At 58.2% G+C, this 21257-nt stretch carries 21 protein-coding genes and 1 other RNA gene; 8 read left to right on the plus strand and 14 right to left on the minus strand.

Features of this window, described 5'->3' with window-relative positions; genetic code table 11:
• Positions 1-34: 34 nt before the first annotated feature.
• Positions 35-973 carry a GAF domain-containing protein gene (locus tag ACFDAU_RS12470; RefSeq protein ID WP_413437223.1) on the plus strand — a complete coding sequence of 313 codons (939 nt, stop codon included), beginning with the start codon at positions 35-37 and terminating at the stop codon, positions 971-973.
• A 58-nt stretch (positions 974-1031) separates the two neighbouring features.
• On the opposite strand, the gene ACFDAU_RS12475 is transcribed toward ACFDAU_RS12470, so the two are convergent.
• From ACFDAU_RS12475 to ACFDAU_RS12485, 3 genes are all read right to left on the minus strand, one after another.
• On the minus strand, positions 1032-1862 hold the full coding sequence (locus ACFDAU_RS12475; protein ID WP_413437224.1) for an alpha/beta hydrolase: 831 nt from the start codon (positions 1860-1862) through the stop codon (positions 1032-1034).
• A 149-nt stretch (positions 1863-2011) separates the two neighbouring features.
• Positions 2012-2182 carry a hypothetical protein gene (locus ACFDAU_RS12480; protein WP_413437225.1) on the minus strand — a complete coding sequence of 57 codons (171 nt, stop codon included), beginning with the start codon at positions 2180-2182 and terminating at the stop codon, positions 2012-2014.
• 86 nt (positions 2183-2268) lie between these two features.
• Positions 2269-2658 carry a translational machinery protein gene (locus tag ACFDAU_RS12485; RefSeq protein ID WP_413437226.1) on the minus strand — a complete coding sequence of 130 codons (390 nt, stop codon included), beginning with the start codon at positions 2656-2658 and terminating at the stop codon, positions 2269-2271.
• A gap of 291 nt (positions 2659-2949) precedes the next feature.
• On the opposite strand from ACFDAU_RS12485, the gene ACFDAU_RS12490 reads away from it, so the two are divergent.
• Positions 2950-3108, plus strand: a complete 159-nt coding sequence (locus tag ACFDAU_RS12490; protein ID WP_413437227.1) for a hypothetical protein — start codon at positions 2950-2952, stop codon at positions 3106-3108.
• Here ACFDAU_RS12490 and ACFDAU_RS12495 read toward each other — a convergent pair whose 3' ends face one another.
• Complete coding sequence (locus ACFDAU_RS12495) at positions 3109-3615, minus strand: Spy/CpxP family protein refolding chaperone (RefSeq protein ID WP_413437228.1); 507 nt, start codon at positions 3613-3615, stop codon at positions 3109-3111.
• 322 nt (positions 3616-3937) lie between these two features.
• On the opposite strand from ACFDAU_RS12495, the gene ACFDAU_RS12500 reads away from it, so the two are divergent.
• Entirely contained in the window at positions 3938-4294 is a 357-nt protein-coding gene (locus ACFDAU_RS12500) for a hypothetical protein (protein WP_413437229.1), read from the plus strand.
• Positions 4295-4466: 172 nt separating this feature from the next.
• Positions 4467-5162 carry a dienelactone hydrolase family protein gene (locus tag ACFDAU_RS12505; protein ID WP_413437230.1) on the plus strand — a complete coding sequence of 232 codons (696 nt, stop codon included), beginning with the start codon at positions 4467-4469 and terminating at the stop codon, positions 5160-5162.
• Positions 5163-5246: 84 nt separating this feature from the next.
• On the opposite strand, the gene ACFDAU_RS12510 is transcribed toward ACFDAU_RS12505, so the two are convergent.
• Both ACFDAU_RS12510 and ACFDAU_RS12515 read right to left on the minus strand, forming a co-directional pair.
• On the minus strand, positions 5247-5471 hold the full coding sequence (locus ACFDAU_RS12510; RefSeq protein WP_413437231.1) for a hypothetical protein: 225 nt from the start codon (positions 5469-5471) through the stop codon (positions 5247-5249).
• 58 nt (positions 5472-5529) lie between these two features.
• The gene (locus ACFDAU_RS12515; RefSeq protein WP_413437232.1) at positions 5530-6438 is read right to left on the minus strand and encodes a diguanylate cyclase; all 909 of its coding nucleotides are present in this window, start codon (positions 6436-6438) and stop codon (positions 5530-5532) included.
• Positions 6439-6772: 334 nt separating this feature from the next.
• Between ACFDAU_RS12515 and ACFDAU_RS12520 the strand changes: the two genes are divergently transcribed.
• Together ACFDAU_RS12520 and ACFDAU_RS12525 are read left to right on the plus strand one after the other, a co-directional pair.
• Positions 6773-7912, plus strand: coding sequence for an IS481 family transposase (locus tag ACFDAU_RS12520; RefSeq protein WP_413437233.1), 1140 nt, complete (start codon positions 6773-6775; stop codon positions 7910-7912).
• Between the two features lie 169 nt (positions 7913-8081).
• Positions 8082-8999 carry a DMT family transporter gene (locus ACFDAU_RS12525; protein ID WP_413437234.1) on the plus strand — a complete coding sequence of 306 codons (918 nt, stop codon included), beginning with the start codon at positions 8082-8084 and terminating at the stop codon, positions 8997-8999.
• A gap of 667 nt (positions 9000-9666) precedes the next feature.
• Here the strand turns inward: ACFDAU_RS12525 and ACFDAU_RS12530 are convergent.
• The 4 genes from ACFDAU_RS12530 to ACFDAU_RS12545 form a co-directional block, all read right to left on the minus strand.
• Positions 9667-11007 carry a hypothetical protein gene (locus ACFDAU_RS12530; RefSeq protein ID WP_413437235.1) on the minus strand — a complete coding sequence of 447 codons (1341 nt, stop codon included), beginning with the start codon at positions 11005-11007 and terminating at the stop codon, positions 9667-9669.
• Positions 11008-11123: 116 nt separating this feature from the next.
• Positions 11124-12239, minus strand: a complete 1116-nt coding sequence (locus ACFDAU_RS12535; protein WP_413437236.1) for a ribonucleotide-diphosphate reductase subunit beta — start codon at positions 12237-12239, stop codon at positions 11124-11126.
• An 85-nt stretch (positions 12240-12324) separates the two neighbouring features.
• A non-coding RNA gene (locus tag ACFDAU_RS12540) (sX9 sRNA) lies at positions 12325-12399 on the minus strand.
• Between the two features lie 59 nt (positions 12400-12458).
• Positions 12459-15335, minus strand: a complete 2877-nt coding sequence (locus ACFDAU_RS12545; RefSeq protein ID WP_413437237.1) for a ribonucleoside-diphosphate reductase subunit alpha — start codon at positions 15333-15335, stop codon at positions 12459-12461.
• Between the two features lie 264 nt (positions 15336-15599).
• Here ACFDAU_RS12545 and purU point away from each other — a divergent pair, with 264 nt between their 5' ends.
• Positions 15600-16460, plus strand: a complete 861-nt coding sequence (gene purU, locus ACFDAU_RS12550; protein ID WP_413437238.1) for a formyltetrahydrofolate deformylase — start codon at positions 15600-15602, stop codon at positions 16458-16460.
• A gap of 4 nt (positions 16461-16464) precedes the next feature.
• Here the strand turns inward: purU and ACFDAU_RS12555 are convergent, their stop codons facing one another.
• Both ACFDAU_RS12555 and ACFDAU_RS12560 read right to left on the minus strand, forming a co-directional pair.
• Complete coding sequence (locus tag ACFDAU_RS12555) at positions 16465-16794, minus strand: VOC family protein (RefSeq protein WP_413437239.1); 330 nt, start codon at positions 16792-16794, stop codon at positions 16465-16467.
• Between the two features lie 270 nt (positions 16795-17064).
• Positions 17065-17532 carry an Lrp/AsnC family transcriptional regulator gene (locus ACFDAU_RS12560; RefSeq protein WP_370685765.1) on the minus strand — a complete coding sequence of 156 codons (468 nt, stop codon included), beginning with the start codon at positions 17530-17532 and terminating at the stop codon, positions 17065-17067.
• A 374-nt stretch (positions 17533-17906) separates the two neighbouring features.
• Here ACFDAU_RS12560 and leuA point away from each other — a divergent pair, with 374 nt between their 5' ends.
• A complete protein-coding gene (gene leuA / locus ACFDAU_RS12565) occupies positions 17907-19613 on the plus strand; it encodes a 2-isopropylmalate synthase (protein WP_413437240.1) in 1707 nt (568 codons plus the stop codon).
• A gap of 105 nt (positions 19614-19718) precedes the next feature.
• Here leuA and ACFDAU_RS12570 read toward each other — a convergent pair whose 3' ends face one another.
• The gene (locus ACFDAU_RS12570) at positions 19719-20090 is read right to left on the minus strand and encodes a VOC family protein (RefSeq protein ID WP_413437241.1); all 372 of its coding nucleotides are present in this window, start codon (positions 20088-20090) and stop codon (positions 19719-19721) included.
• Between the two features lie 178 nt (positions 20091-20268).
• Positions 20269-21186 (minus strand): LysR family transcriptional regulator, encoded by a 918-nt coding sequence (locus ACFDAU_RS12575; protein WP_413437242.1) that lies wholly within the window; start codon positions 21184-21186, stop codon positions 20269-20271.
• Between the last annotated feature and the right edge of the window lie 71 nt (positions 21187-21257).

The following is a 21257-nucleotide window of genomic DNA, read 5'->3' on the forward strand; positions in this document are numbered from 1 at the left end:
CCGTATTCACTTATTTATAAGAGAGACGCCCGCCATGAAAACTTTCATCCAGGTAAGCGAGATCTGGGTACCCTCCAGGAATCGCACCGTTCTCGAATTCCACGGCGGTTTGTACGGCCCCTACAAACAGTTGCGCATGGCCAGCGAGCGCATGTGCTTCGGCTACGACGAGGGCCTGCCGGGCAAGGCCTGGGCCGCGCGTCACCCCATCCTTCTCAAGGACTGGCAGCAACCCTATTTCAGACGCGCCGAGGCCATGCGGGAAGCCGGGCTCACCTGCGGCGTGGCACTGCCCATCTTCGCCGGGGACTATCTGCTAGCGGTGGTGGTGATGTTCTGCGGCAACGACGCGGATAGCGTCGGCGCCATCGAGCTATGGCACAACGACCCGGCCCTGTCCTACGACATGAGCCTGGAAGAGGGTTACTACGGCAACGCCGTAAACTTCGAGTATGTCTCGCGCCGCACCCAGTTCCGCCCCGGCTTCGGACTGCCGGGCATGGTCTGGGAAACCGGCATGCCGACCATCGTGGACAACCTGTGGAATGCGGAACGCTTTCTGCGCAAGGATGACGCGCGCAAGGCCGGGCTCAGCAATGGCCTGGGCATCCCTGTGTCCGGCGAGGCCGGCCAGAATTATGTCATGACCTTCCTATCCGCCATGGGAACGCCCATCGCCCGGCGCTTTGAGGTTTGGATACCCGAGGAGAACCGCGCGGCCCTGATCTTCAACGCCGGCCATTGCGACAATGCACCCGGGTTCGCCCTCGATTATGCCTCCACCCGGCTCTATCCCGGAGATAGTCCCATCAGCCGCGCCTGGATGCTGGGCATACCGGAGATCTGCGAATCCGTGGCGGAGGACAGCTCGGCCATCGGCGCCTCCGCCCGCAAGGCGCGACTGCAGACCATGCTGGCCCTGCCCGTGCTGGAGAACGGACGCCTCAAGGCAGTCGTGGCATTTTATTTCTGACAGGCGAGATTGGAGGCGACCCCTGTGGAGCTGCTGCGCCGAGGCACCCGATACACGTTTATTCGATGGTCTCGGTCAAATGATCGTTCACCAGCCAGTCGCCAATGCTGTTCATCACCACCCGCTCCCGTCCGACAAATCCGTGCGCCGTGAAGGCCTGGCAGGCGGCGCCATGCGGATTGTCCTGGCCCTTGACCCGCATGATCGGGATGACACCTTCGTACTTCTTCAGCGGTGCAAACGGCGTGAGGTCGCAAGGATCGTCCTGGTGATGCACCAGCAGTTGCCGCATCGTGGCCTTGCTCAGGTCTATCCCATTCAAAACCAGCCCCCTTTCCAGGCGCGGCATGGTGATAGAGGCGGTATGAATGACCGCGTCTACCTTGCCGCCCAGCTTGAGCGCGAGTATCTCGGTCGAGACGGTTCCGTAGCTCGTGCCGATCAAGGCCACCTTGACCTGCGGACCGACGATGGCCTTGAGCGCCTCGATCTGCGCTTCAACATCCCGCACCTGTTTGTCGCTGGCCCGATAGGCGTCGCCGCAGTCCGCGAGCTGGTCCGAAGGACAATCGAGGGTCGCCACCGCAATGTCGTTTGACACCAGGTGACGCCTGGCCCGAACCAGGAAATTTCCTTTCAGCTCATACTCGATCACGCCGTTTTTCTGGGCCAAACGAAGTATGCCGGGGTAACCGGGAAAGGACACCACCAGCCACTTTTCACCCTGGGTTGCTTTGCGGCTCAGCAGGGAACGCTGATAGACGCCCTCCCGGGGAGTGGTTTCGACGATTTGCTCGGTGAGTCCTTCCGCCTGAGGGTTACCCGCTGCAAAGGAAGGCGCCATCTGCGCCACGACAAGCGCAAGGGTTGCGGCTGCACAGGCTATCATTCGCATCGCTGTTCCTTTTTTTTCGGGTGATAAGCAAAGGCGGTCAGAAACCGGTTTCACGGATTAATACTAGATGAATATCGACGCTGGAGAAAAATATTTTGGCCGTCGATGGGCGCTGCTCTCAAGGCATCATCCACGCTGGTTGCTCACCTTGCCGCCACTGAATGTCGCCTGCCATGCACGATGCGCTTCTCGTCGGCACTCTCGGCGACCGCATCTTTCGACCATTCATGCGCGCATTCCGGGCAGACATACATCGCGCCGTCTTCGTAGGTGAATTCTGAATTGCATTTCGGACATTTCGGCAATGAGGGCATGGGCGTCACTTTTTCTGATTCGTCAAAAGATTGGAGCCTGGTCTTGTAATGATGCGTCGATGCAAAATCAGGCTCCGGTTTTTCACTTACTGCGCAATCATCCGATCCTTGGCTACGAAATATTTTCGAGCGAAGGTGACGATCTGGGCATCGCTCGGATGATCCACCGTTTCCAGCCCAACGACGCGATTTTCCACGTCATGGTCGTGCGCATGCATGTGCTTGATCAGGTTGAGCTTGGCCTGTCCGGGCCCGACCACGAGAATCTCCCTGGCCTCGCTCAGCGCTTCGACGACCTCATGGTAGAAATGCTGGTCTTCGGGCTCGCGGCTACCGCTGACTGAGCCCCGCTTGTGATGCAGATGCAAGTGAGACTCGGCGGGGTGGACGATGGATTTTTCCACGTCTTCGGGGCTGATATGCATGATGCGCGCTTCGGCATGGTCGATCCAGACGACGGCATGAGAATGTGGCATGGTGTTCCTTTCTACGGTTATGGAATCAATCTTGGGAGCATCACTCAGCAAGTGCTTCGCGCCTGCGCGAGATGATGGCGGAACATTTGCGGCTACTTCTGGTTCCTGCATGTTACATGGTGACGGCAGTACTCGATTAAAAGCAGGCGAAATTAAGTTGAGCGCTTCACGCGCGATGTTTGAGTGCCGGGGGTAGCCCCGGCCATGTTCGATCAATACGCGTCGCAGAGATGCACCATCTTTTTTTTTGGAATACACAACACAAACCCGTTCGCTCATTGGCGTGTGTTAATGCAAGACCGCGACGTTCTTTATGGAAAGCCTTGCATCCGGGAAAACGCTTCAAAAAATCTGGGCGGTATTCAGGCAGAAGGTATCCTGGCACGACGCCATCAAGACAAAAAAGTGGGCGGTCACCCGCCCACAGATATTCAACTACCGCCTGTTTGATCAGGATGCGGGGTGCGAATGGTGCCCCTTCATATGGCGTCCTGGCATTGCTTCTGCATCAAACACCCTCTGCTGCTCAGGAGTCAGCTGAGCATAGAACGCCTTGATTGCCTTGGCCCGCTCAGCCATTTTGGCGCGACGCATATCCGACATGGCAAGCATCTTGTCCAGGCGTTCAGGCGTAGGCAATTTGGCAAACTCGTCGCGCCCCGCCTTCCGCTCCGCATCACTAGCGTGCATTCCGGTCTGGCTGGACTTGGCAAAGGTATTCCATGCTGCCTCCTGTCCGGGCTTCAGCTTGAGCTTTTCCTTCAGTTCGGTCAGATGCTCGGCACGACGCTCTTCCCACTTGGCGTGGGATTTCTGCCCGTGCATGGCTTCGCAGCCTGCCTTGCTTTCCGGACTGCCCGCAGGCACTGCAAAAGCGGATGCCGCCAGAATGCCGCTACCGGCGATCAAACCCACCATCAGGGCACGTCTTGCAAAAGTACCTCGTATCAATTTCATTGCGATCTCCTTCAGAGTCGTGAATAAAATGCCGGCCCAAAACCGGTACGGCATGAAACGCATACTGGGCGGCAGATGTATCCGGGCGATGTCCGGTATCAGTGGAGATGTTGCAAGTTGTATCGGGATGTAACCAGCGCAGCGCGCATCCGGATGCGCCGCATAGATTATCCGAGTGCCGGGCTATCCCGGAAAACCATGTACCAGCGACACACCTCGCCAGAACGCGCCAAGTAGCCTTAGAATCTGTGAATGCAAGACCGGGCCCTGTCATCCGGTCGGATTTGACGTTGCATCGCTATTCTTTGATCCGGGATAACACATGATCCTTGGCGCAATCGTTCTGTTTTGTCTGGCGGCCATGCTTGGCCTGTGGCTCGTGGTTCTGGGCATGCGCTATCGACGCGGCTCCCGGGCCTTGGCGGCGGGGCACGCCGGCGTCGCCCTGCTCGGCCTGATCGTGCTGGGAAGGCATGTCTTCAGCAGTCCCATTCATGTGTTGTACAACGACGCGGCGCTGCTGTTTATTCTGGCGCTGCTCGGCGGGTTGGTTCTTCTGGCCCTGCGCATGGGCAATCACGAACATCGCTCGCCACCGCCGATGATAGGCGTCAGCCTCCACGCTGCCATGGCCCTGTCGGCACTGCTGCTATTGGTGTTGGGATACACGCATCCCTGACACCTTTAGCACACGGCCATGCAAGACCTGAATCCGGCTAGTCACGCCGCAACCACCGCACATTGAAACAACGCGCAACGTTCATGCACCGTGCCTGCACACGGTTGAACCTACCGGCCTGTTTGGAGTCATTCTGATCACCAATACTCACGTAATCAACCAGGAGAATGTCATGGGTGAACTCATCAGTTTCAAACGACCGGACGGTCAGGATGCCAGAGGTTATATGGTTGAGCCTGCGCAGGGCAGCAGCGCGCCGGGGATCGTGGTGATCCAGGAGTGGTGGGGTCTGAACGACCAGATCAAAGGCGTTGCGGACCAATTTGCCGCAGCCGGTTATCGCGCGCTGGTACCCGATCTGTATCGCGGCAAGCTGACGCTGGATGCGGCCGAGGCCGAACATCTGATGAAGGACCTCGACTTCAGTGATGCGGCGGGCCAGGACATTCGCGGCGCGGTTCAATACCTCAAGAATACGGGCAGCCCCAGGGTCGGCGTGAACGGCTACTGCATGGGCGGCGCACTGACGGTGCTCGCAGCCGTGTTCGTTGCCGAGAGCGATGCCAATACCACCTGGTACGGCTATCCACCGCTCGAATACGTCGACGCCGCCAAAATCAAGGCGCCCATGCTCGGCCACTGGGGCACCCGCGACCAGTTCTTCGCCATCAACGGTGTCGACGCGCTGGAAGAGAAGCTGAAGCAGGCCGGCGTCAGTTATGAGTTCTACCGCTACGATGCCAAACATGCCTTCGCCAACGAAGAATCCGACTCCAGGAATCTGCCGCCACTCGGTTACAACCCCGAGGCTGCAAAATTGGCCTGGCAGCGGACCATCGCGTTCTTCGACAAGCAACTGCGTCAATAGACGCGCTTGGTGCGAAGTTTCAGTACCGGCTAACCATCAGGCTCGCCGGAACTAAAAACGGCACCCCGATTACATTTATTTGCGCTATTTCTCGTGCGCGTGCCTGCCGTAAGGCGTTTGGAGTAGCTGGTCCCGATATTCATCCGCGTTCTTGATACGCGGCCATGACGCATTGAGAAGCGCCAACCACTCTTTCTCGTCCATGAATGGCGCGATATCGATTAAGAACGGCAATGCTCGCGTGTCCTCTGTTTGATCGAGAAAGCCTTTAGCGTCCGCATAGGTCAATTTATCGAGGTGTCCGATCATGGCTCGTCATCCATACATAACAGGGAGATCAACTCTACCTGAAAGCAAACCTTGCTGGCTACGTGCTGCCGGAATGTGCCCTGACCGCGTTGCGGCCGGCCGCTTTTGCCTCATACAGCGCGGCATCGGCCCTGCGAACGACGTCGTCGATGCGCGTGTCATCCGGATGGCATCTGCAGAGCCCGGCGCTCATGGACAGGGGGACGCTGCCGTTCGATGCACGGAGACTCACCCGACTCACTTCTTCACGGATTTTCTCGGCCAGCACGATGGCGCCAGACGGTGGCGTTCCCGGCAGCAACAGCCGGAATTCATCGCCCCCCGCCCTGGCAAAAATGTCCTGCTCGCGCAGATTCGCCGTGACAATCTGGACGAATTTCCGCAGCGCATCATCGCCGCCTTCGTGGCCGAGCGTGTCGTTGATTTTCTTGAAATGATCGAGGTCCAGCACCAGCAGGGAGAACGCTTCGCCGGTGCGCTTGAAGCGCGCGAATTCCTGGTCAGCCAGTTCGTAGAAGGTGCGCAGGTTCACAGCACCGGTCAGGAAATCTTCCCGGGCCGCCTGCGCGAGCTCGTCTTCCAGGCGCTTGCGCTCGGTAATGTCGAGTATCACCCCAGAGATCCCGTCGGGCCGTCCATCCGCTTTGTGAAACACCGACTTGTAGAAGATGACATCGTGGACGCTGCCGTCGGCGTAGCGCACGTTGGTTTCGTAGGTTTGCGTGCCGCCGTCGGCCAGCAGATCGCGGTCGGCCTTCTCGTAGATGGCGGCCAGTTCAGGAGGGGCGACGTCATAAACGGTCGCGCCGATGATCCTGGCGCGTGGCAGGCCGATATAGCTCTCGAATGCGCGATTGCAGGCAATGTAGCGGCAGTCCTCGTCCTTGATGAATATCGGACTCGGCAGCATGTCGATCGCATTCTGGATACGCCGGGCTATATCCGGATCATTTTGCTCGTCTCTCAATTCCAGAAACCTCCATTTTTCTTCGTCCCTGTGCGCCCAATCGACCCTTGATACAAGTCGAGCCTGGCCCCTTTAATAATTGGAGCGATTCATTGGGTGATACAAAATCCGGGGTTAGGTCTCAATACGGTTCGGCAATTATGAATATCTCTCACGAATTGGGTGGTTATTATTATGCTTCTGCACAAAATCCTGCATAGGCAGACAGTATCGAGACCTAAGCCCATCGTGGCAAGACCGGGCATTGGTATGTGTGTACAGACCGGGCACATAGATGACAGGTGTACGAGGACATAGGTGACACTTCTGCATAAACGTTTTATGTGGAGGAACCATGCCCTGGGAGACCAAAGACATCATGAGCCTGAGAGAAGAATTTGTTTGCCTGGCTAAGCAGGAAGGCGCCAATCGTCGAGAGCTGTGTCGCCGCTTCGGGATCAGCCCCCAAACGGCCTATAAATGGCTGGCCCGGTTTTCAGAGGAAGGGGTGTCTGGACTGGCGGACCGATCCCGTCGTCCGAATCATAGCCCCACCCTTACGGCTGCCGATGTGCAGGCGGCCGTAGTCGATCTGCGGACCCAGCATCCGGCTTGGGGCGGACGCAAGATCAGCCGTCGCTTGCAGGACCTGGGCCTGGATTCCGTGGCGCCCAGCACGGTCAGTACCATCCTGCACCGGCATGGAATGATTTCCCCTCCGACAGAGGGCAGGCAGGCCTGGCAGCGGTTTGAACACGAATCGCCGAACGCGCTCTGGCAAACCGATTTCAAAGGCTACTTTGACGCCCTGCGCGGCCGATGTTGGCCCCTGACGGTGCTCGATGATCACTCGCGCTACAACCTGTTGCTGCAAGCCTGTGGCAACACCCGATCGGACACGGTGCAGACCCACCTGGAAGCTGCTTTTCGTCATTATGGGCTGCCTGCCCGCATGAACTTCGATAATGGTGCCCCCTGGGGATCGCCGGATCAGCCGGGACAGGTCACTGGGTTGGGCTTGTGGTTGATTCGCTTGGGCATCCGCATCAGTTATAGTCGCCCCTATCACCCCCAAACCAACGGCAAGGACGAACGGTTCCATCGCTCGCTCAAGGTCGAAGTCCTCAACGGCCGCAGCTTTGACGATCTTGAGCATGCCCAATCTGCTTTTGACCGCTGGCGCCATGTCTACAATCACGAGCGGCCTCATGAAGGCATTCAAATGCAGACCCCGATCAGCCGTTATCAGCCCAGTCCCCGTGCCTTTCCGGACACCCTGCCAGCGCTCGAATATGGCCTTGACGACCAAATCGTAAGGGTAAAGTGGAACGGAGAACTTCGCTTCCAGGGCCATAAGTTCAAGGTATCAAGCGCCCTCCACGGACACGATGTCGCGATCCGACCGCGTCCCAAGGAAGATGGGGTCTTCGATGTATTCTTTGCCCATCACCGCTGTTACACCATTGACCTTAACCCGACATCTGCGGCAAGCTAATGTGTCCACCATGTCTTCGCACAGCTGTCAGCCATCTCTCCGGTCTATACAGTATGTGTTAATAAAAGACCTTGCCCGGATGTCTCCCGTGCCACCCTGGTTCACGACGCGATGGATTGAGTTTTCAGTGGTAATGTGAGCGATACCGCTTATCCCCGAATCGCATCACATGACAAATGAAGGCCACCCTATTCCGACCCATCGTCCCCACCTATTCAAAGGCTTTGCGGCTGCGGCTGCGGTCATCGTGATCTGGTCCGGGTTCAACATCGTCTCGCGGCTGGGTGGGCGCAGCCCGCTTACACCCTATGACATGGCTGCCATACGTTTCTTCTTCTCGGGAATCGTGTGTCTTCCGTTTGTGTTGATCCGATGGCGGCGCCTCAAGTGGCAGCGACTGGCCGTGCTGGCCGCGTTTGGCGGCATGAGTTACGGGTTATTCGTTTATTCGGGCTTTTCACTTGCGCCGACCGCCCATGCGGGCATTCTGGTCAACGGCGGCATTCCATTTGCGACTGCGTTGATTGCCTGGTTCATACTCGGGCACCGCCCTGGCGTCCGGTCTGAATTCGCCCTGCTCGTCGCAGGTTTGGGGATCGTGTTGATTGGCATCCACAGCTTTGGTCAATTTTCCGGGGCACCCGCCCATCAATGGGTGGGGGATGTGTTCTTTCTCCTGGCTGCAATCTGCTACGCCAGCTTTGGCTTGTTGCTCAAGCATTGGCATGTCTCGCCTCTCGAAGCCACGATCGGTGTCGCCGTGATTTCAATGGTTTGCTACACGCCTGTTTATCTCCTTTTCCTGCCCAAGGCCATCACCACCGTTCCCCTGTCCTTCATTCTGTGGCAAGGCGTGTATCAAGGCATCCTGGCTGCCTCGATTGCCGGCTTGCTCTTCGCCTACGCCATACACAACATCGGAACGCAGCGAGCAACCCTCATGCTGGCCATGGTTCCTGGGATCTCGGCAGTCGCCGCCGTACCCCTGCTAAGTGAATCCCTCGATGCCGTGACCATTGCCGGCGTCGTGCTTGTGACGATCGGCGCTGTTCTGGGCGCTACACATCAATCAGCAAAACGAGGATAGAGGGCGAACGATCTCGGGGTCTGGTATGTGTTAATGAAAGAACTGACACCGGCATTCCAGAGCGCTTCGCGCGATGTTTAGTGCCGGGGGCAGCCCGGCGGCTGGTATCTTTCTTTTGCTTGCCCAAAAGTAAGGCACCAAAGAAAAGGGCACCCCATTCCGCCGCCCCTGCGGGGTTCCCTGCGTTGCTCGCCAAGCCGGGCGGCTGCGGAACTCGGCCTACGGCCTCAGACAGTCCTCGCCGACTTCCCCCGGCTCGACTCCGCTACTCGGCGGTGGAAAAGGGGAACAAAAAAACCACCACGCGCAACGCGCGTGACACCCCGTTCTTTGAACCTCCCCTTCTGCGCCGCTTCGTCTGAACCGGTCAGGCGGGAGGTTCAGGCGAGCACTGTTTGAGCTCCGCAGCAGCTTGCGGTTTGTGCAAGCTGCCAGGGCGAGTTGCGCAGCCCCCGTCTGACCGGTTCAGGCGAAGGTATCCCGAAGGGACGGCGCAGTGGGGTGGCCTTCTTTTGGGTTACCTTTTCTTGGCCACACAAGAAAAGGTGACTAGCCGCCGGGCTACCCCCGGCAAACCATGCTCAAGCGATACACGTCGCATAGACGCGTCAATTAGCTTTGGGATGGGTTAATGCAAGACCCGACCCCGGAATTCTGAATATTGTATTTATGCCCCCCCTGAATCCGTGCTTTTTTGTATTATTTGTTCCGGCACAATAATTTGTTTTTCTTTCGATGAGTTTGGCAACACCTGCTTGGCTAAAGCTGTAACTTTATCCATAAATCCGGGCACTGTATCAATAGCCTGACGCACTATGTTGGATGATGCCAATTCGTGCCAAGGACTGCCGTGCGTATCTGTTTCAACAAGTCGAAGTGGTATCTCATCAAGCCGTGTTAGCGCAGATGAAAACAATCGTGCTTGAAAGGCAGGATCAAGCATTGCGGCTTCACGCCTATAACCTTCATATGCCTTCGATATTGATGCTTTGTAACCGTAATCTTCGGCCAAGCGGAATCGCTGTCCGATTTGTTTGGTGGACACCCAAGCAAACCATACTGGTGCACCGACCGACAAGACTGATAGTAAAAGGTCTATCCATATTTCTCCATTGAGCGTAGCACTTTGTTCGGATGCAGTCCCGATAGCCACAGCCAGATTGTGAAGCTGATTTGATCCAATAAACGCACCTAAAACAAGGGAACTCATGAGACCAAACACCCACACCCACATAGAAGTATTTAGCTGCCTTGATCGTTCTGCAAACGCGGATGCCAGTCCCTCACTTGTGGTGGCTCGGTAGGCCGCATCGCAACGTTCAAGAATCGCAGCCCCTTCTTTCTCACTTTTATCAAGTTGTGTACGAATTGCATTAATTTCGGATAATTTATTACTTACCGCTGTTCTGTCGACGGTTGATTCAGATAATAAGCGTTCTAGGGTTGCCCGTAACTCTTTGAGCGACTCTAAATCTGTTGGAAGCTGGTCAGCTGCTTCGTGCGCCGCTTCGATACGTTCTATTTTTTCGTTCAGATTAGCCGATCTCAAATCTATATCTGATGTCCGAGCTTCTATCGAACGTAATGTTTTTAGAGTATTTTTAAATGATTTGATAGCCTCTTTCTTATCCTTCTCAATAGTTTTTATATCCACTGGCAAAATAGATTCTAGAAGCTTCTCTAAACTTTCAATCGTTCCAATATACGCTGCTGAAGCTTGTGGGCAATTTCCCCCATACAATTGTGGAACGGTATTAGATTGCATGACCTGTAATCTTCTAGGCAGATCATTTACTTGCGGGAGTAAGCTGGCATCAATTTCTTCAATTTCACTTTCTTGAATACGCTTAGCCAAGCGTTTAGCTAATGCTGCCAAATCGTGGCGAGTTAATGCTGGACAATTCCACCCCCAAGTCTCGTTAAAAGTTGTATCACCTGTCCACCCATTTATAACTGCGGCTGATAAAGCTTCTAATGAAGCACATACAGGCTCAAGACTTTTATGCACAGCATCTCCTTTTAAATATTTTTATCGGCTAAATTTAAGCTACCCCGTCCAAATAACACGAGGTGGCTACAATAAAAAAGGCGCATATACATGCGCCTTTTTTACCTACTTATCAATCAATCCCAGCTCAACGCCCCACCCGTCTGATACTCCGTCACCCGCGTCTCAAAGAAGTTCTTCTCCTTCTTCAAATCGATCATCTCGCTCATCCACGGGAATGGATTGCTGGCGTTCGGATACAACTCATCCAGCCCGATCTGTTGGCAGCGCCGGTTGGCGATGAAGCGCAGGTATTCCTTGAACATGCTGGCGTTCAAACCCAGCACGCCGCGCGGCATGGTGTCCTCCGCGTAGCGGTATTCCAGCTCCACGCCTTTTTGCATCAGTGCGCGGATTTCCTCGCGGAATTCCGGCGTCCACAGGTGCGGATTTTCCAGCTTGATGGTGTTGATCAGGTCGATGCCGAAATTGCAGTGCATGGACTCGTCGCGCAGGATGTACTGGTACTGCTCGGCGGCGCCGGTCATCTTGTTCTGGCGGCCCAGCGCGAGGATCTGCGCGAAGCCGACGTAGAAGAACAGGCCTTCCATGATGCAGGCGAACACGATCAGCGAACGCAGCAGCTTCTGGTCGTTCTCGGGCGTGCCGGTCTTGAATTCCGGATTGGTGAGGATTTCGATGAACGGAATCAGGAATTCGTCCTTGTCGCGGATGCTTTGCACCTCGTGGTAGGCGTTGAAGATTTCGCCTTCGTCCAGACCCAGCGACTCGACGATGTACTGGTAGGCGTGGGTGTGGATGGCCTCTTCAAACGCCTGGCGCAGCAGGTACTGGCGGCACTCCGGCGCGGTGATGTGGCGGTAGGTGCCGAGCACGATGTTGTTGGCGGCGAGGCTGTCGGCGGTGACGAAAAAGCCCAGGTTGCGCTTGACGATGCGGCGCTCGTCCTCGGTCAGCGCGTTGGGGTCTTTCCACTGCGCGATGTCGCGGCTCATGTTGATTTCCTGCGGCATCCAGTGGTTGGCGCAGCCGGACAGGTATTTGTCCCAGGCCCATTTGTATTTGAACGGCACCAGCTGGTTGACGTCGGCGGTGCCGTTGATGATGCGCTTGTCTTCGGCGCGCACGCGGCGCGTGGCGGCAGTCGGCTCGACCGGCGCGGCGGCGGATTTCATGCCGGGCATGGCGGGTTGCAGTGCAGGGCTGGAAAAGGTGTCTTCAAAGCTCAGCATGGTGATGGTTCTCCTTCATTTGTTTGGCCGGGGCGGCGATGCGGGGTTCCCCTGCATAGATCAATTAATTTCGCAATATCGAAGCCGTTTAGAAACCGTAGCGAGCGCCGGTAGTTTGGGGGCGGACGGAGCACAGGAACCGGAATGTACTCCAGTACATGAGGATTCCGAGCACCGCCCAACGCCAAAATACCAAGCGCAGTAGGTTTATGAATGGCCTCACTGGCACGACTCGCAAGTGGGATCGTCAATCGCGCAGAACTTGACCTCGGTGGCCGGTTCCGCGGCTGCGCCCTGATGATTGCTGGCGCCCCCGCTCGCGCTCACCGCGTTGAGTTCGCCGCCCTTGCCGGTGGATTTTTCGGCGCTGGTGGCGCCCAGCGTGCGCAGGTAGTAGGTGGTCTTGAGACCGCGCAGCCACGCCAGCTTGTAGGTTTCGTCGAGCTTCTTGCCGGATGCGCCGGCCATGTAGATGTTCAGGCTCTGCGCCTGGTCGATCCACTTCTGGCGGCGCGAGGCGGCTTCCACCAGCCAGCGGGTTTCCATCTCGAACGCGGTGGCATACAGCGCGCGCAGATCGGCCGGGATGCGGTCGATGCGGGCGAGCGAGCCGTCGAAGTACTTGATGTCGCCGACCATCACTTCATCCCACAGCTTCAGCGCCTTGAGGTCTTTCACCAGGTACTGGTTGGACATGGTGAATTCGCCCGACAGGTTGGATTTCACGTAGATGTTCTGGTAGGTCGGCTCGATGCTGGCCGACACGCCGACGATATTGGCGATGGTCGCGGTGGGCGCGATCGCCACGCAGTTGGAGTTGCGCATGCCGTACTGTTTGATGCGTGCGCGCAGGGCGTCCCAGTCGAGCGTGCTGGAGTCGTCCACTTCCAGGTAGCCGCCGCGTTCCGCGCCGAGCAGCTTGAGCGAATCCTGCGGCAGGATGCCGCGATCCCACAGGCTGCCGGCGAAGCTGGAATAACGGCCGCGTTCGCTGGCCAGCTCGGTGGAGGCCCAGTAGGCGTAGTAGCACACCGCTTCCATGGAGCGGTCGGCGAATTCCACCGCGGTTTCGCTGGCGTAGGGCACGCGCATTTCGTGCAGGCAATCCTGGAAGCCCATGATGCCCAGCCCGACCGGACGATGCTGCAGGTTGGAATTGCGCGCCTTACCGACCGCGTAGAAGTTCACGTCGACGACGTTGTCGAGCATGCGCATCGCGGTGTGGATGGTGCGCTGCAGTTTTTCCAGGTCGAGGGTCTTGCCGCCCTGGCCGTCGTCCTTGAGGTGCGCGACCAGGTTGACCGAACCGAGGTTGCACACGGCGATTTCGGTGTCGGAGGTATTCAGCGTGATCTCGGTGCACAGGTTGGAGCTGTGCACCACGCCGACGTGGTTTTGCGGACTGCGGATGTTGCACGGGTCCTTGAAGGTGATCCACGGATGGCCGGTCTCGAACAGCATGGACAGCATCTTGCGCCACAGCTGGGTGGCGGGCACGCGCTTGAAATACTTGATGTCGCCGCTGACGGTTCTGGCTTCATGGGCGGTGTAGGCCTCTTCGAACGCGCGGCCGTATTTGTCGTGCAGGTCGGGTACGTCGGACGGGCTGAACAGGGTCCACTCGCCGTTTTCCATCACGCGCTTCATGAACAGGTCGGGAATCCAGTTGGCGGTGTTCATGTCGTGGGTACGGCGGCGGTCGTCGCCGGTGTTCTTGCGCAGCTCGAGGAATTCCTCGATGTCGAGGTGCCAGGATTCCAGGTAGGCGCACACCGCGCCCTTGCGCTTGCCGCCCTGGTTCACCGCCACGGCAGTGTCGTTGACCACTTTCAGGAACGGCACCACGCCTTGCGATTTGCCGTTGGTGCCCTTGATGCGGCTGCCCAGCGCGCGCACCGGGGTCCAGTCGTTGCCGAGGCCGCCCGCATACTTTTGCAGCATGGCGTTTTCCTTGATGGCCTGGTAGATGCCGTCGAGGTCGTCGGTGACGGTGGTCAGGTAGCAGCTGGACAACTGGCTGTGACGGGTGCCGGCATTGAACAGCGTGGGCGTGCTGGACATGAAGTCGAAATTGGACAGTACCTGGTAGAACTCGATGGCGCGCGCTTCGCGGTCGATCTCGTTCAGCGCCAGACCCATCGCCACGCGCATGAAGAACGCCTGCGGCAGTTCGATGCGGCGCTCTTCGATATGCAGGAAGTAGCGGTCGTACAGGGTTTGCAGGCCGAGGTAGCCGAATTTCAGGTCGCGCGAGGCGTCCAGTGCCTGACCCAGGCGCGCCAGATCGAACTGGGCAAGACGCTCGTCCAGCAGTTCGGCCTGGATGCCTTTTTTGATATAGCTGGCGAAATATTCCGCATACACGCCGGCCATGTCCGCCTGCAACACGGTGCGTCCGAGCACCTCGTGGCGGATGGAGTTGAGCAGCAGCCGCGCGCTGACGAAGGCGTAACCGGGGTCTTGCTCGATCCCGGCGCGTGCTGCCAGCACCAGGGCTTTTTCCACCTCGGCCATGGGCACGCCGTCGTACAGATCGCGCAACACGGTCTGCAGGATCGCGGTCGGATTGACTTCGGCGCCCAGGCCTTCGCAGGCGGTGGTGACCAGCGCGTTGAGTGCGGCCATGTCGAGCGGCTTGCGCACGCCGTCTTCGGTGACGCTCATGGTGGTCTCTTGCGCGTGTTCGGCGCGGTGCGCGGCGCGTTCCTGATTGCGTTTTTCGCGGTACAGCACGTAGGCACGCGCCACTTCGTGCTCGCCCGAGCGCATCAGCGACAGCTCGACCTGATCCTGGATATCCTCGATATGGAAAGTGCCGCCGTGCGGCTGGCGCCGCATCAATGCCTGCACTACCGCATTGGTCAGGCCGTCGACCATTTCGCGGATGCGCGCCGACGCCGCAGCCTGGCCGCCGTGCACGGCAATGAACGCCTTGGTCATCGCCACGGCGATCTTGGAAGGCTCAAAACTCACCACCGCACCATTGCGCCGAATGATTTTATAGTCGCCGTAGGCTGCGGGCTGCGCGGGCGCAGCGCCACCTTCAGAAGGTTTGCGCACCGGGCTATCGGAAGAAATGGGAGTGGCAAGTTGCATTGGGCGTCTCCTTGGAATTGGTTTTAGTTACGAACAGGTTATACACAGCTTCTGCAATGAGTTACCCACAACATATAGTGGGTCGCTGGCAATAACCCAACAAATTGTAGTAATCCTGAGCCTTTATCGCAAGGACAAATTTTGTCTTTTTTGGTTGGTTTTTGGGGAATCGCTTTGGAATCAAGCAGCTTGGGCAACACTAATTTTTCTATCCGATTGCGGTGAGCTGTCGAGTCTGGCTATGATGCATAAAAGGGGCTCATCATGACGACTAAAAATACTGCCATCCTGCTCATCAGTTGTCCCGACCAGAAAGGGCTGGTTGCGGGCATTGCGGATTTTCTATACCAGCACAACGCCAATATCCTGCACGCCGATCAGCACCAGGACGCGGAGCTGAAGCTGTTCCTGATGCGCGTGGAATGGGAACTGGCCGGATTCGATCTGGACCTGAATGATTTTGAGCAACAATTTGCGCCGATTGCCACACGCTTCCAGATGCAATGGCGCCTGGCACATTCGGCCTACCGCCCCAAACTGGCGATTTTCGTGTCGCGTTACGACCACTGCCTGGCCGACCTGCTGTACCGCTACCAGGCTTGCGAACTCAACTGCGACATCCCGCTGATCCTGAGCAACCACACCGACACGCAATGGCTGGCCGAGGCCTACCGCGTGCCGTTCCAGCATATTGCGGTGAGCAAGGAAGACAAGACGGATGCGGAAAAAACCCAGCTCGCCCTGTTGCGCCACCACCATGTCGATTTCATCGTGCTGGCGCGCTACATGCAGGTGCTGTCGGCGGATTTTATCCGCCACTACCCGAGCCGCATCATCAACATCCACCACTCGTTCCTGCCCGCGTTTCACGGCGCGCGACCCTATCACCGGGCGTTCGAGCGCGGCGTCAAGCTGATCGGCGCGACCAGCCATTACGTCACCGAAGTACTCGACGACGGCCCCATCATCGAGCAGGACGTGGCGCGCATCTCGCACCGAGATTCGCTCGAGGACCTGATCCGGCGCGGCGCCGACCTGGAAAAAATCGTGCTGTCGCGCGCGGTGCGCTGGCACATCGAAAACCGCGTGCTGCTGTATGCAAACAAGACGGTGGTGTTCGACTAACGGATTAGGCGCGCGCCATCATCTCCAGCGCATTGCCATCCGGGTCATTGACATACACCGAGCGCGTGCCGTCACGATGCGTGGTCAGCGGGCCGAAGCGCGCTGCGTCGTCCACCTGAATGCCGATATGCGGCGGGTGCTGTGCAGGGATGACCAGCGCCATGCTGGTATTGGCGAATTTCAGCAACGCCCAGGTGGCATCCTGGTAGGTGACCGCACACTTGAAGTTGGCCTGATACCAAGCCACCGACGCCGCCACATCGGTCACAACGATAGCGAGATGATGGATGCTGTCGAGCGCTGCCTGTTCGGTGGTATCGGTGTTGTGGTCCACGATCCATGCTCCTTGTGTTGTGTGCAATAAATATGGTGACTGTAGCAGATAGATGCAAGCCGGCTTTGAAACTGCATGCGTTTTAAACCTTTAGCCACAGAGAACACAGAGGGCACAGAGAAAAGAGGAAAGCCCATTTCGTATACAGCTTTTTTAGTGCGCAATTCTGCGCATTGATTTTGCAGGATGACCTCGAACCACCCAAGCCAGTAAACCGCACAGTCTCTGTGATCTCCGTGTTCTCTGTGGCTGGTTTTTAAATCACGTCCGTCAAGGAATCGGCAGCGCGCTTTTATCGACCACCCGGCGCATGACGAAGCTCGAATGCACCCCGCTCACGCCCTCGATGCGGGTGATCTGCTCAAGCAACAAGGCCTGATATGCATCCATGTCGCGCACGATGACCTTGAGCTGGTAGTCGGCGTCCTGGCCGGTGATCAGCAGGCATTCCAGCACTTCGGGCAGCGCACTCACGCGCGCCTCGAAATTGGCAAAACGCTCCGGCGTGTGACGATCCATCGAGATGTGAATCAGCGCCAGCAGGGTAAGCCCCAGCTTTTTGGCGTCGAGCTCGGCGTGGTAGCCGGTAATCAGCCCGGCTTCCTCCAGCGCGCGCACGCGGCGCAGGCACGGCGAAGGCGACAGGCCGATGCGCTCGGCCAGCTCCTGGTTGCTGATGCGACCTTCCTGCTGCAGCAACGCGAGCAGCTGGCGGTCGTAACGGTCCAATTCCATGATTCGCCTCCCCATGCTTGATACAACAACATAATTTCTACAATATCATTTTTACCGCAATAATGTTGCCATATATCTGTTTATTACAACTAAATGCGCAAGCACATGCCGCTTACTTTGGCCTAATATTCTTCCTGTCCGCTACCCGCGGGCACTATGGCGCCAGCCCAAAAAGCCCGCGCTGCGCACGCCCCACCACCGGCGATTGCGCCAGATTCAAACCAGGAAACAAGCATTAGCCACTGAGGACTCAGAGATCACAGAGAGAAGCCCATTGCGACACAGCGCGTGCCCTATCGGCAGATTTTTCTCTGTGTTCTCTGTGGGCTCTGTGGCTGTATTAGGTTTTCCGAGTTAACCCGACCAGGAGCCGCACCATGAGCACGTTTGACCACCGCAAATACCGCCCCACCCCGGCACCGCAGATGCGTGACCGCCAGTGGCCGAGCCGCACCATTACCGCTGCGCCGCGCTGGTGCAGCGTGGACCTGCGCGACGGCAACCAGGCGCTGCTGGAGCCGATGAACGTGGCGCAGAAACAGCGCATGTGGGCCCTCCTGGTCAAGCTCGGATTCAAGGAAATCGAAGTCGGCTTCCCTGCCGCCAGCCAGCCCGATTTCGACTTTGTGCGCTGGCTGATCGAGGCGCACGCAATTCCCGACGACGTCACCATCCAGGTGCTGGTGCAGGCGCGCGAGGCTTTGATCGTGCGCACCTTCGAGGCGCTCAAGGGGGCAAAACGCGCGATTGTCCACGTTTACAATTCCACTTCGCCGGTGCAGCGCGAGCGCGTGTTCGGGCTGGAGCGCGCCGGCGTCACGGCGATTGCGCGCCAGGGTGCCGAATGGGTCAGGCGCGAGGCGCAGAAATTCCCGGCCACCGCGTGGACGTTCCAGTATTCGCCGGAGAGCTTCTCCAACACCGAAATGGATTACGCGGTGGAAGTGTGCGAGGCGGTACTGGACGTGTGGCAACCCACGCCCGCGCAGCCGTGCATCATCAACCTGCCATCCACCGTGGAGAGCAGCACGCCGAATATCTTCGCCGACCAGGTGGAATATTTCGCCACCCATATCAGCCGCCGCGACAGCATCATTCTCTCGCTGCATACCCATAACGATCGCGGCTGCGCGGTGGCGGCCGCCGAGCTGGGCGTGCTGGCCGGTGCCGATCGCGTCGAGGGCACCCTGCTCGGCAACGGCGAGCGCACCGGCAACATGGACATCGTCACCATGGCGATGAACCTGTACAGCCAGGGCATAGCCCCCGAACTCGACCTGTCCAATCCGGACGAGATCATCCAGGTCGCCACCGAGTGCACCGCGCTGCCGGTGCACCCGCGCCACCCGTGGGTGGGGGAACTGGTCTATACCGCGTTTTCCGGCAGCCATCAGGACGCCATCCGCAAATGCCTGCAACGCCAGCAAGCAGGCGAACCCTGGCAAGTTGCCTACCTGCCCATCGATCCGAAAGACCTGGGACGCGATTACCAGGCGGTGATCCGCGTCAACAGCCAGTCCGGCAAGGGCGGCGTGGCGTTTGTGATGGAGCGCGATTACGGTCTCAGCCTGCCGCGCTGGATGCAGGTGGAACTGGCGCAGGCGGTGCAGCGCGCCAGCGAAGCCGACGGCGGCGAAGTGGACAGCGCACGCATCCATGCCCTGTTCATGCAAACTTTCGTCAACGATCATGCCCGCGTCAGCCTGAATGGCTACCGTCTGGATCGCACCGGCGGCCAGGACACGCTCGCGGCGCAAGTCATGGTTGATCAGCAGATACAGTTAATACAGGGGCACGGCGAAGGTGCCATTTCCGCTTTCGTACAAGGCTGGATGCGCCACAGCGGCCAGCGCATCAGCGTGGTGGATTACAGCGAACACGCCATCGGCAGCGGCACCGACGCAGAAGCCGTGGCCTATATCCAGCTCAACATCGATGGTCAACGCGTGGCCGGCGCCGCGTTCGATCACGACACGGTGAGCGCGTCGCTGAAGGCAGTGTTGTCGGCGTTGAATCGCGACGGCGCGGCAGTTCAGGTGACGAAAGCTACGTCGGTTACAAAAAAGAATGGAGGACACATTTGATTTGCCTTAAGCGGACCTGGCATAGTCGTCCGAACGATCACGGCGCGTTACAGGCAGATGAATCTCCATCACCCAAAAGGAAGCAGAGAACGGGTGCCGGTCCGTTCAAGCCGGGCCGCCCTGCTTGGCCTGCCACATGGCAAGCGTGGCACCGGCAGGGTCGACAATGACGCTAATCCAGCCGTGATCGCCGATTTCCATGACATCCTGTACCACACGGGCACCCAGGGTCTTGGCCTTGGCAGTCATGTCCCGGATGTTGTCCACACCTACATAGGCGAGCCAGTGCGGCGGAACATCCGGGTTGGTAAACATGCCGCCACCGGTGCCCTCGCCCACCTGGATCATGGTGTAGGTACCGGAGCTACCCGGTGCAGGCATATCCTCCAGTTTCCAGTCGAACAACTTGCCATAGAAATCTTTCGCCAGCGCGAGATCCCTGGTCTGCAATTCAATGTGTACAAATGGGTTCGCCATGTCTGTCTCCTTTGCATTAGAGTCTGTCGATTGCACAGAGCGCGGAACGGTCATCTGTGCAGCTTCGTCGCCATGCCCCCACGATATCCCATTGCGGATGGCCCGCATGGGACGGCTTTTCAGCATAGTTCAAAAATGGCCCTGGTGCGCCGAACTGCGCGCATGACAAGTCGCATATCTAGGATGCCAGCGGCTCTATCCCCGGCAGCGTCATGAACGCCTGCTCGCGCAGGGTATCGACAAAATCGCGGTGAAACGCCCGCGTCGCGTCGCTGTCGCGCGCGGCGGTGTAGAGCCCGCTCCACAAGCCCTTCTTGCCGATGGGTCGCGCCACCACGTAGCCGCGCTCGAGAAAAGGCTGTACCGCCCAGGCAGGCAGCGCGGCCAGCCCCTTGCGGCTGGCGACCAGTTGAACGATGGCGATGGTGAGCTCGGCCAGGCGGCGCTCGGGATTCACTCCGGCCGGCTTCAATACGCGTCGCACCACGTCGAGCAGGCGATCCGGCGCCGGGTAGGTGATCAGCGGGTCTTGCGCAAAATCTTTCGCAGTTAAATAAGCCTTGGCCGCCAGCGGGTGGCCGGTCGCCATCAACGCCAGCATCTCGTAGCGGAATAAGGGGCTGAACGACACGCCTTTGTGGCGCGCCATTTCTGAAACAATTACCAGGTCGGCCCTGTCTTCGGCAAGCAACGCCAGCGGATCGGTATGAAAACCGCCCACCAGATCCATCTCCACCTCCGGCCAGTGCGCGCGGTAGGCGTCCATGCCCGGCATCAGCCAGTCGTAGCAGGTGTGGCACTCCACCGCGATGCGCAACCTGCCCGGCTGGTTGTCCTCGGCCAGCCGCGCCAGGTCGCGCCGCGCAGCTTCCATTTTTGGCAATATCTCCTGGGCCAGGTGCAGCAAGCGCATCCCGGCCGGGGTGGCGCGCAACGGCCGGCTGCGCTCGAACAGTACCACCCCGTAATGGGCTTCCAGCGCGACAAGCTGATGCGACAGCGCCGACTGGGTCAGGTGCAGACGGGTGGCAGCGCGGGTCAGGCTGCCGGTTTCATTCAGCGCCTCGATTACGCGCAGATGTTTGAGTGTCAGCATGTATTAGTTTTTTTCATACAAATCAGGAAAATTACTCGTTTGTATCATAAACCAGCTTGTCGCATCATGCA

The sequence above is a fragment of the Sulfuriferula sp. GW1 genome (genome assembly GCF_047300855.1).
Taxonomy (GTDB): Bacteria; Pseudomonadota; Gammaproteobacteria; order Burkholderiales; family Sulfuriferulaceae; genus Sulfuriferula.

What these genes read in the sequence shown, in the direction of transcription:
- ACFDAU_RS12470 (WP_413437223.1), top strand. Translation starts at nt 35, where the DNA reads ATGAAAACTTTCATCCAGGTAAGCGAGATCTGGGTACCCTCCAGGAAT.
- ACFDAU_RS12475 (WP_413437224.1), bottom strand. Translation starts at nt 1,862, where the DNA reads ATGATAGCCTGTGCAGCCGCAACCCTTGCGCTTGTCGTGGCGCAGATG.
- ACFDAU_RS12480 (WP_413437225.1), bottom strand. Translation starts at nt 2,182, where the DNA reads ATGCCCTCATTGCCGAAATGTCCGAAATGCAATTCAGAATTCACCTAC.
- ACFDAU_RS12485 (WP_413437226.1), bottom strand. Translation starts at nt 2,658, where the DNA reads ATGCCACATTCTCATGCCGTCGTCTGGATCGACCATGCCGAAGCGCGC.
- ACFDAU_RS12490 (WP_413437227.1), top strand. Translation starts at nt 2,950, where the DNA reads ATGCAAGACCGCGACGTTCTTTATGGAAAGCCTTGCATCCGGGAAAAC.
- ACFDAU_RS12495 (WP_413437228.1), bottom strand. Translation starts at nt 3,615, where the DNA reads ATGAAATTGATACGAGGTACTTTTGCAAGACGTGCCCTGATGGTGGGT.
- ACFDAU_RS12500 (WP_413437229.1), top strand. Translation starts at nt 3,938, where the DNA reads ATGATCCTTGGCGCAATCGTTCTGTTTTGTCTGGCGGCCATGCTTGGC.
- ACFDAU_RS12505 (WP_413437230.1), top strand. Translation starts at nt 4,467, where the DNA reads ATGGGTGAACTCATCAGTTTCAAACGACCGGACGGTCAGGATGCCAGA.
- ACFDAU_RS12510 (WP_413437231.1), bottom strand. Translation starts at nt 5,471, where the DNA reads ATGATCGGACACCTCGATAAATTGACCTATGCGGACGCTAAAGGCTTT.
- ACFDAU_RS12520 (WP_413437233.1), top strand. Translation starts at nt 6,773, where the DNA reads ATGCCCTGGGAGACCAAAGACATCATGAGCCTGAGAGAAGAATTTGTT.
- ACFDAU_RS12525 (WP_413437234.1), top strand. Translation starts at nt 8,082, where the DNA reads ATGACAAATGAAGGCCACCCTATTCCGACCCATCGTCCCCACCTATTC.
- ACFDAU_RS12535 (WP_413437236.1), bottom strand. Translation starts at nt 12,239, where the DNA reads ATGCTGAGCTTTGAAGACACCTTTTCCAGCCCTGCACTGCAACCCGCC.
- ACFDAU_RS12545 (WP_413437237.1), bottom strand. Translation starts at nt 15,335, where the DNA reads ATGCAACTTGCCACTCCCATTTCTTCCGATAGCCCGGTGCGCAAACCT.
- purU (WP_413437238.1), top strand. Translation starts at nt 15,600, where the DNA reads ATGACGACTAAAAATACTGCCATCCTGCTCATCAGTTGTCCCGACCAG.
- leuA (WP_413437240.1), top strand. Translation starts at nt 17,907, where the DNA reads ATGAGCACGTTTGACCACCGCAAATACCGCCCCACCCCGGCACCGCAG.
- ACFDAU_RS12570 (WP_413437241.1), bottom strand. Translation starts at nt 20,090, where the DNA reads ATGGCGAACCCATTTGTACACATTGAATTGCAGACCAGGGATCTCGCG.
- ACFDAU_RS12575 (WP_413437242.1), bottom strand. Translation starts at nt 21,186, where the DNA reads ATGCTGACACTCAAACATCTGCGCGTAATCGAGGCGCTGAATGAAACC.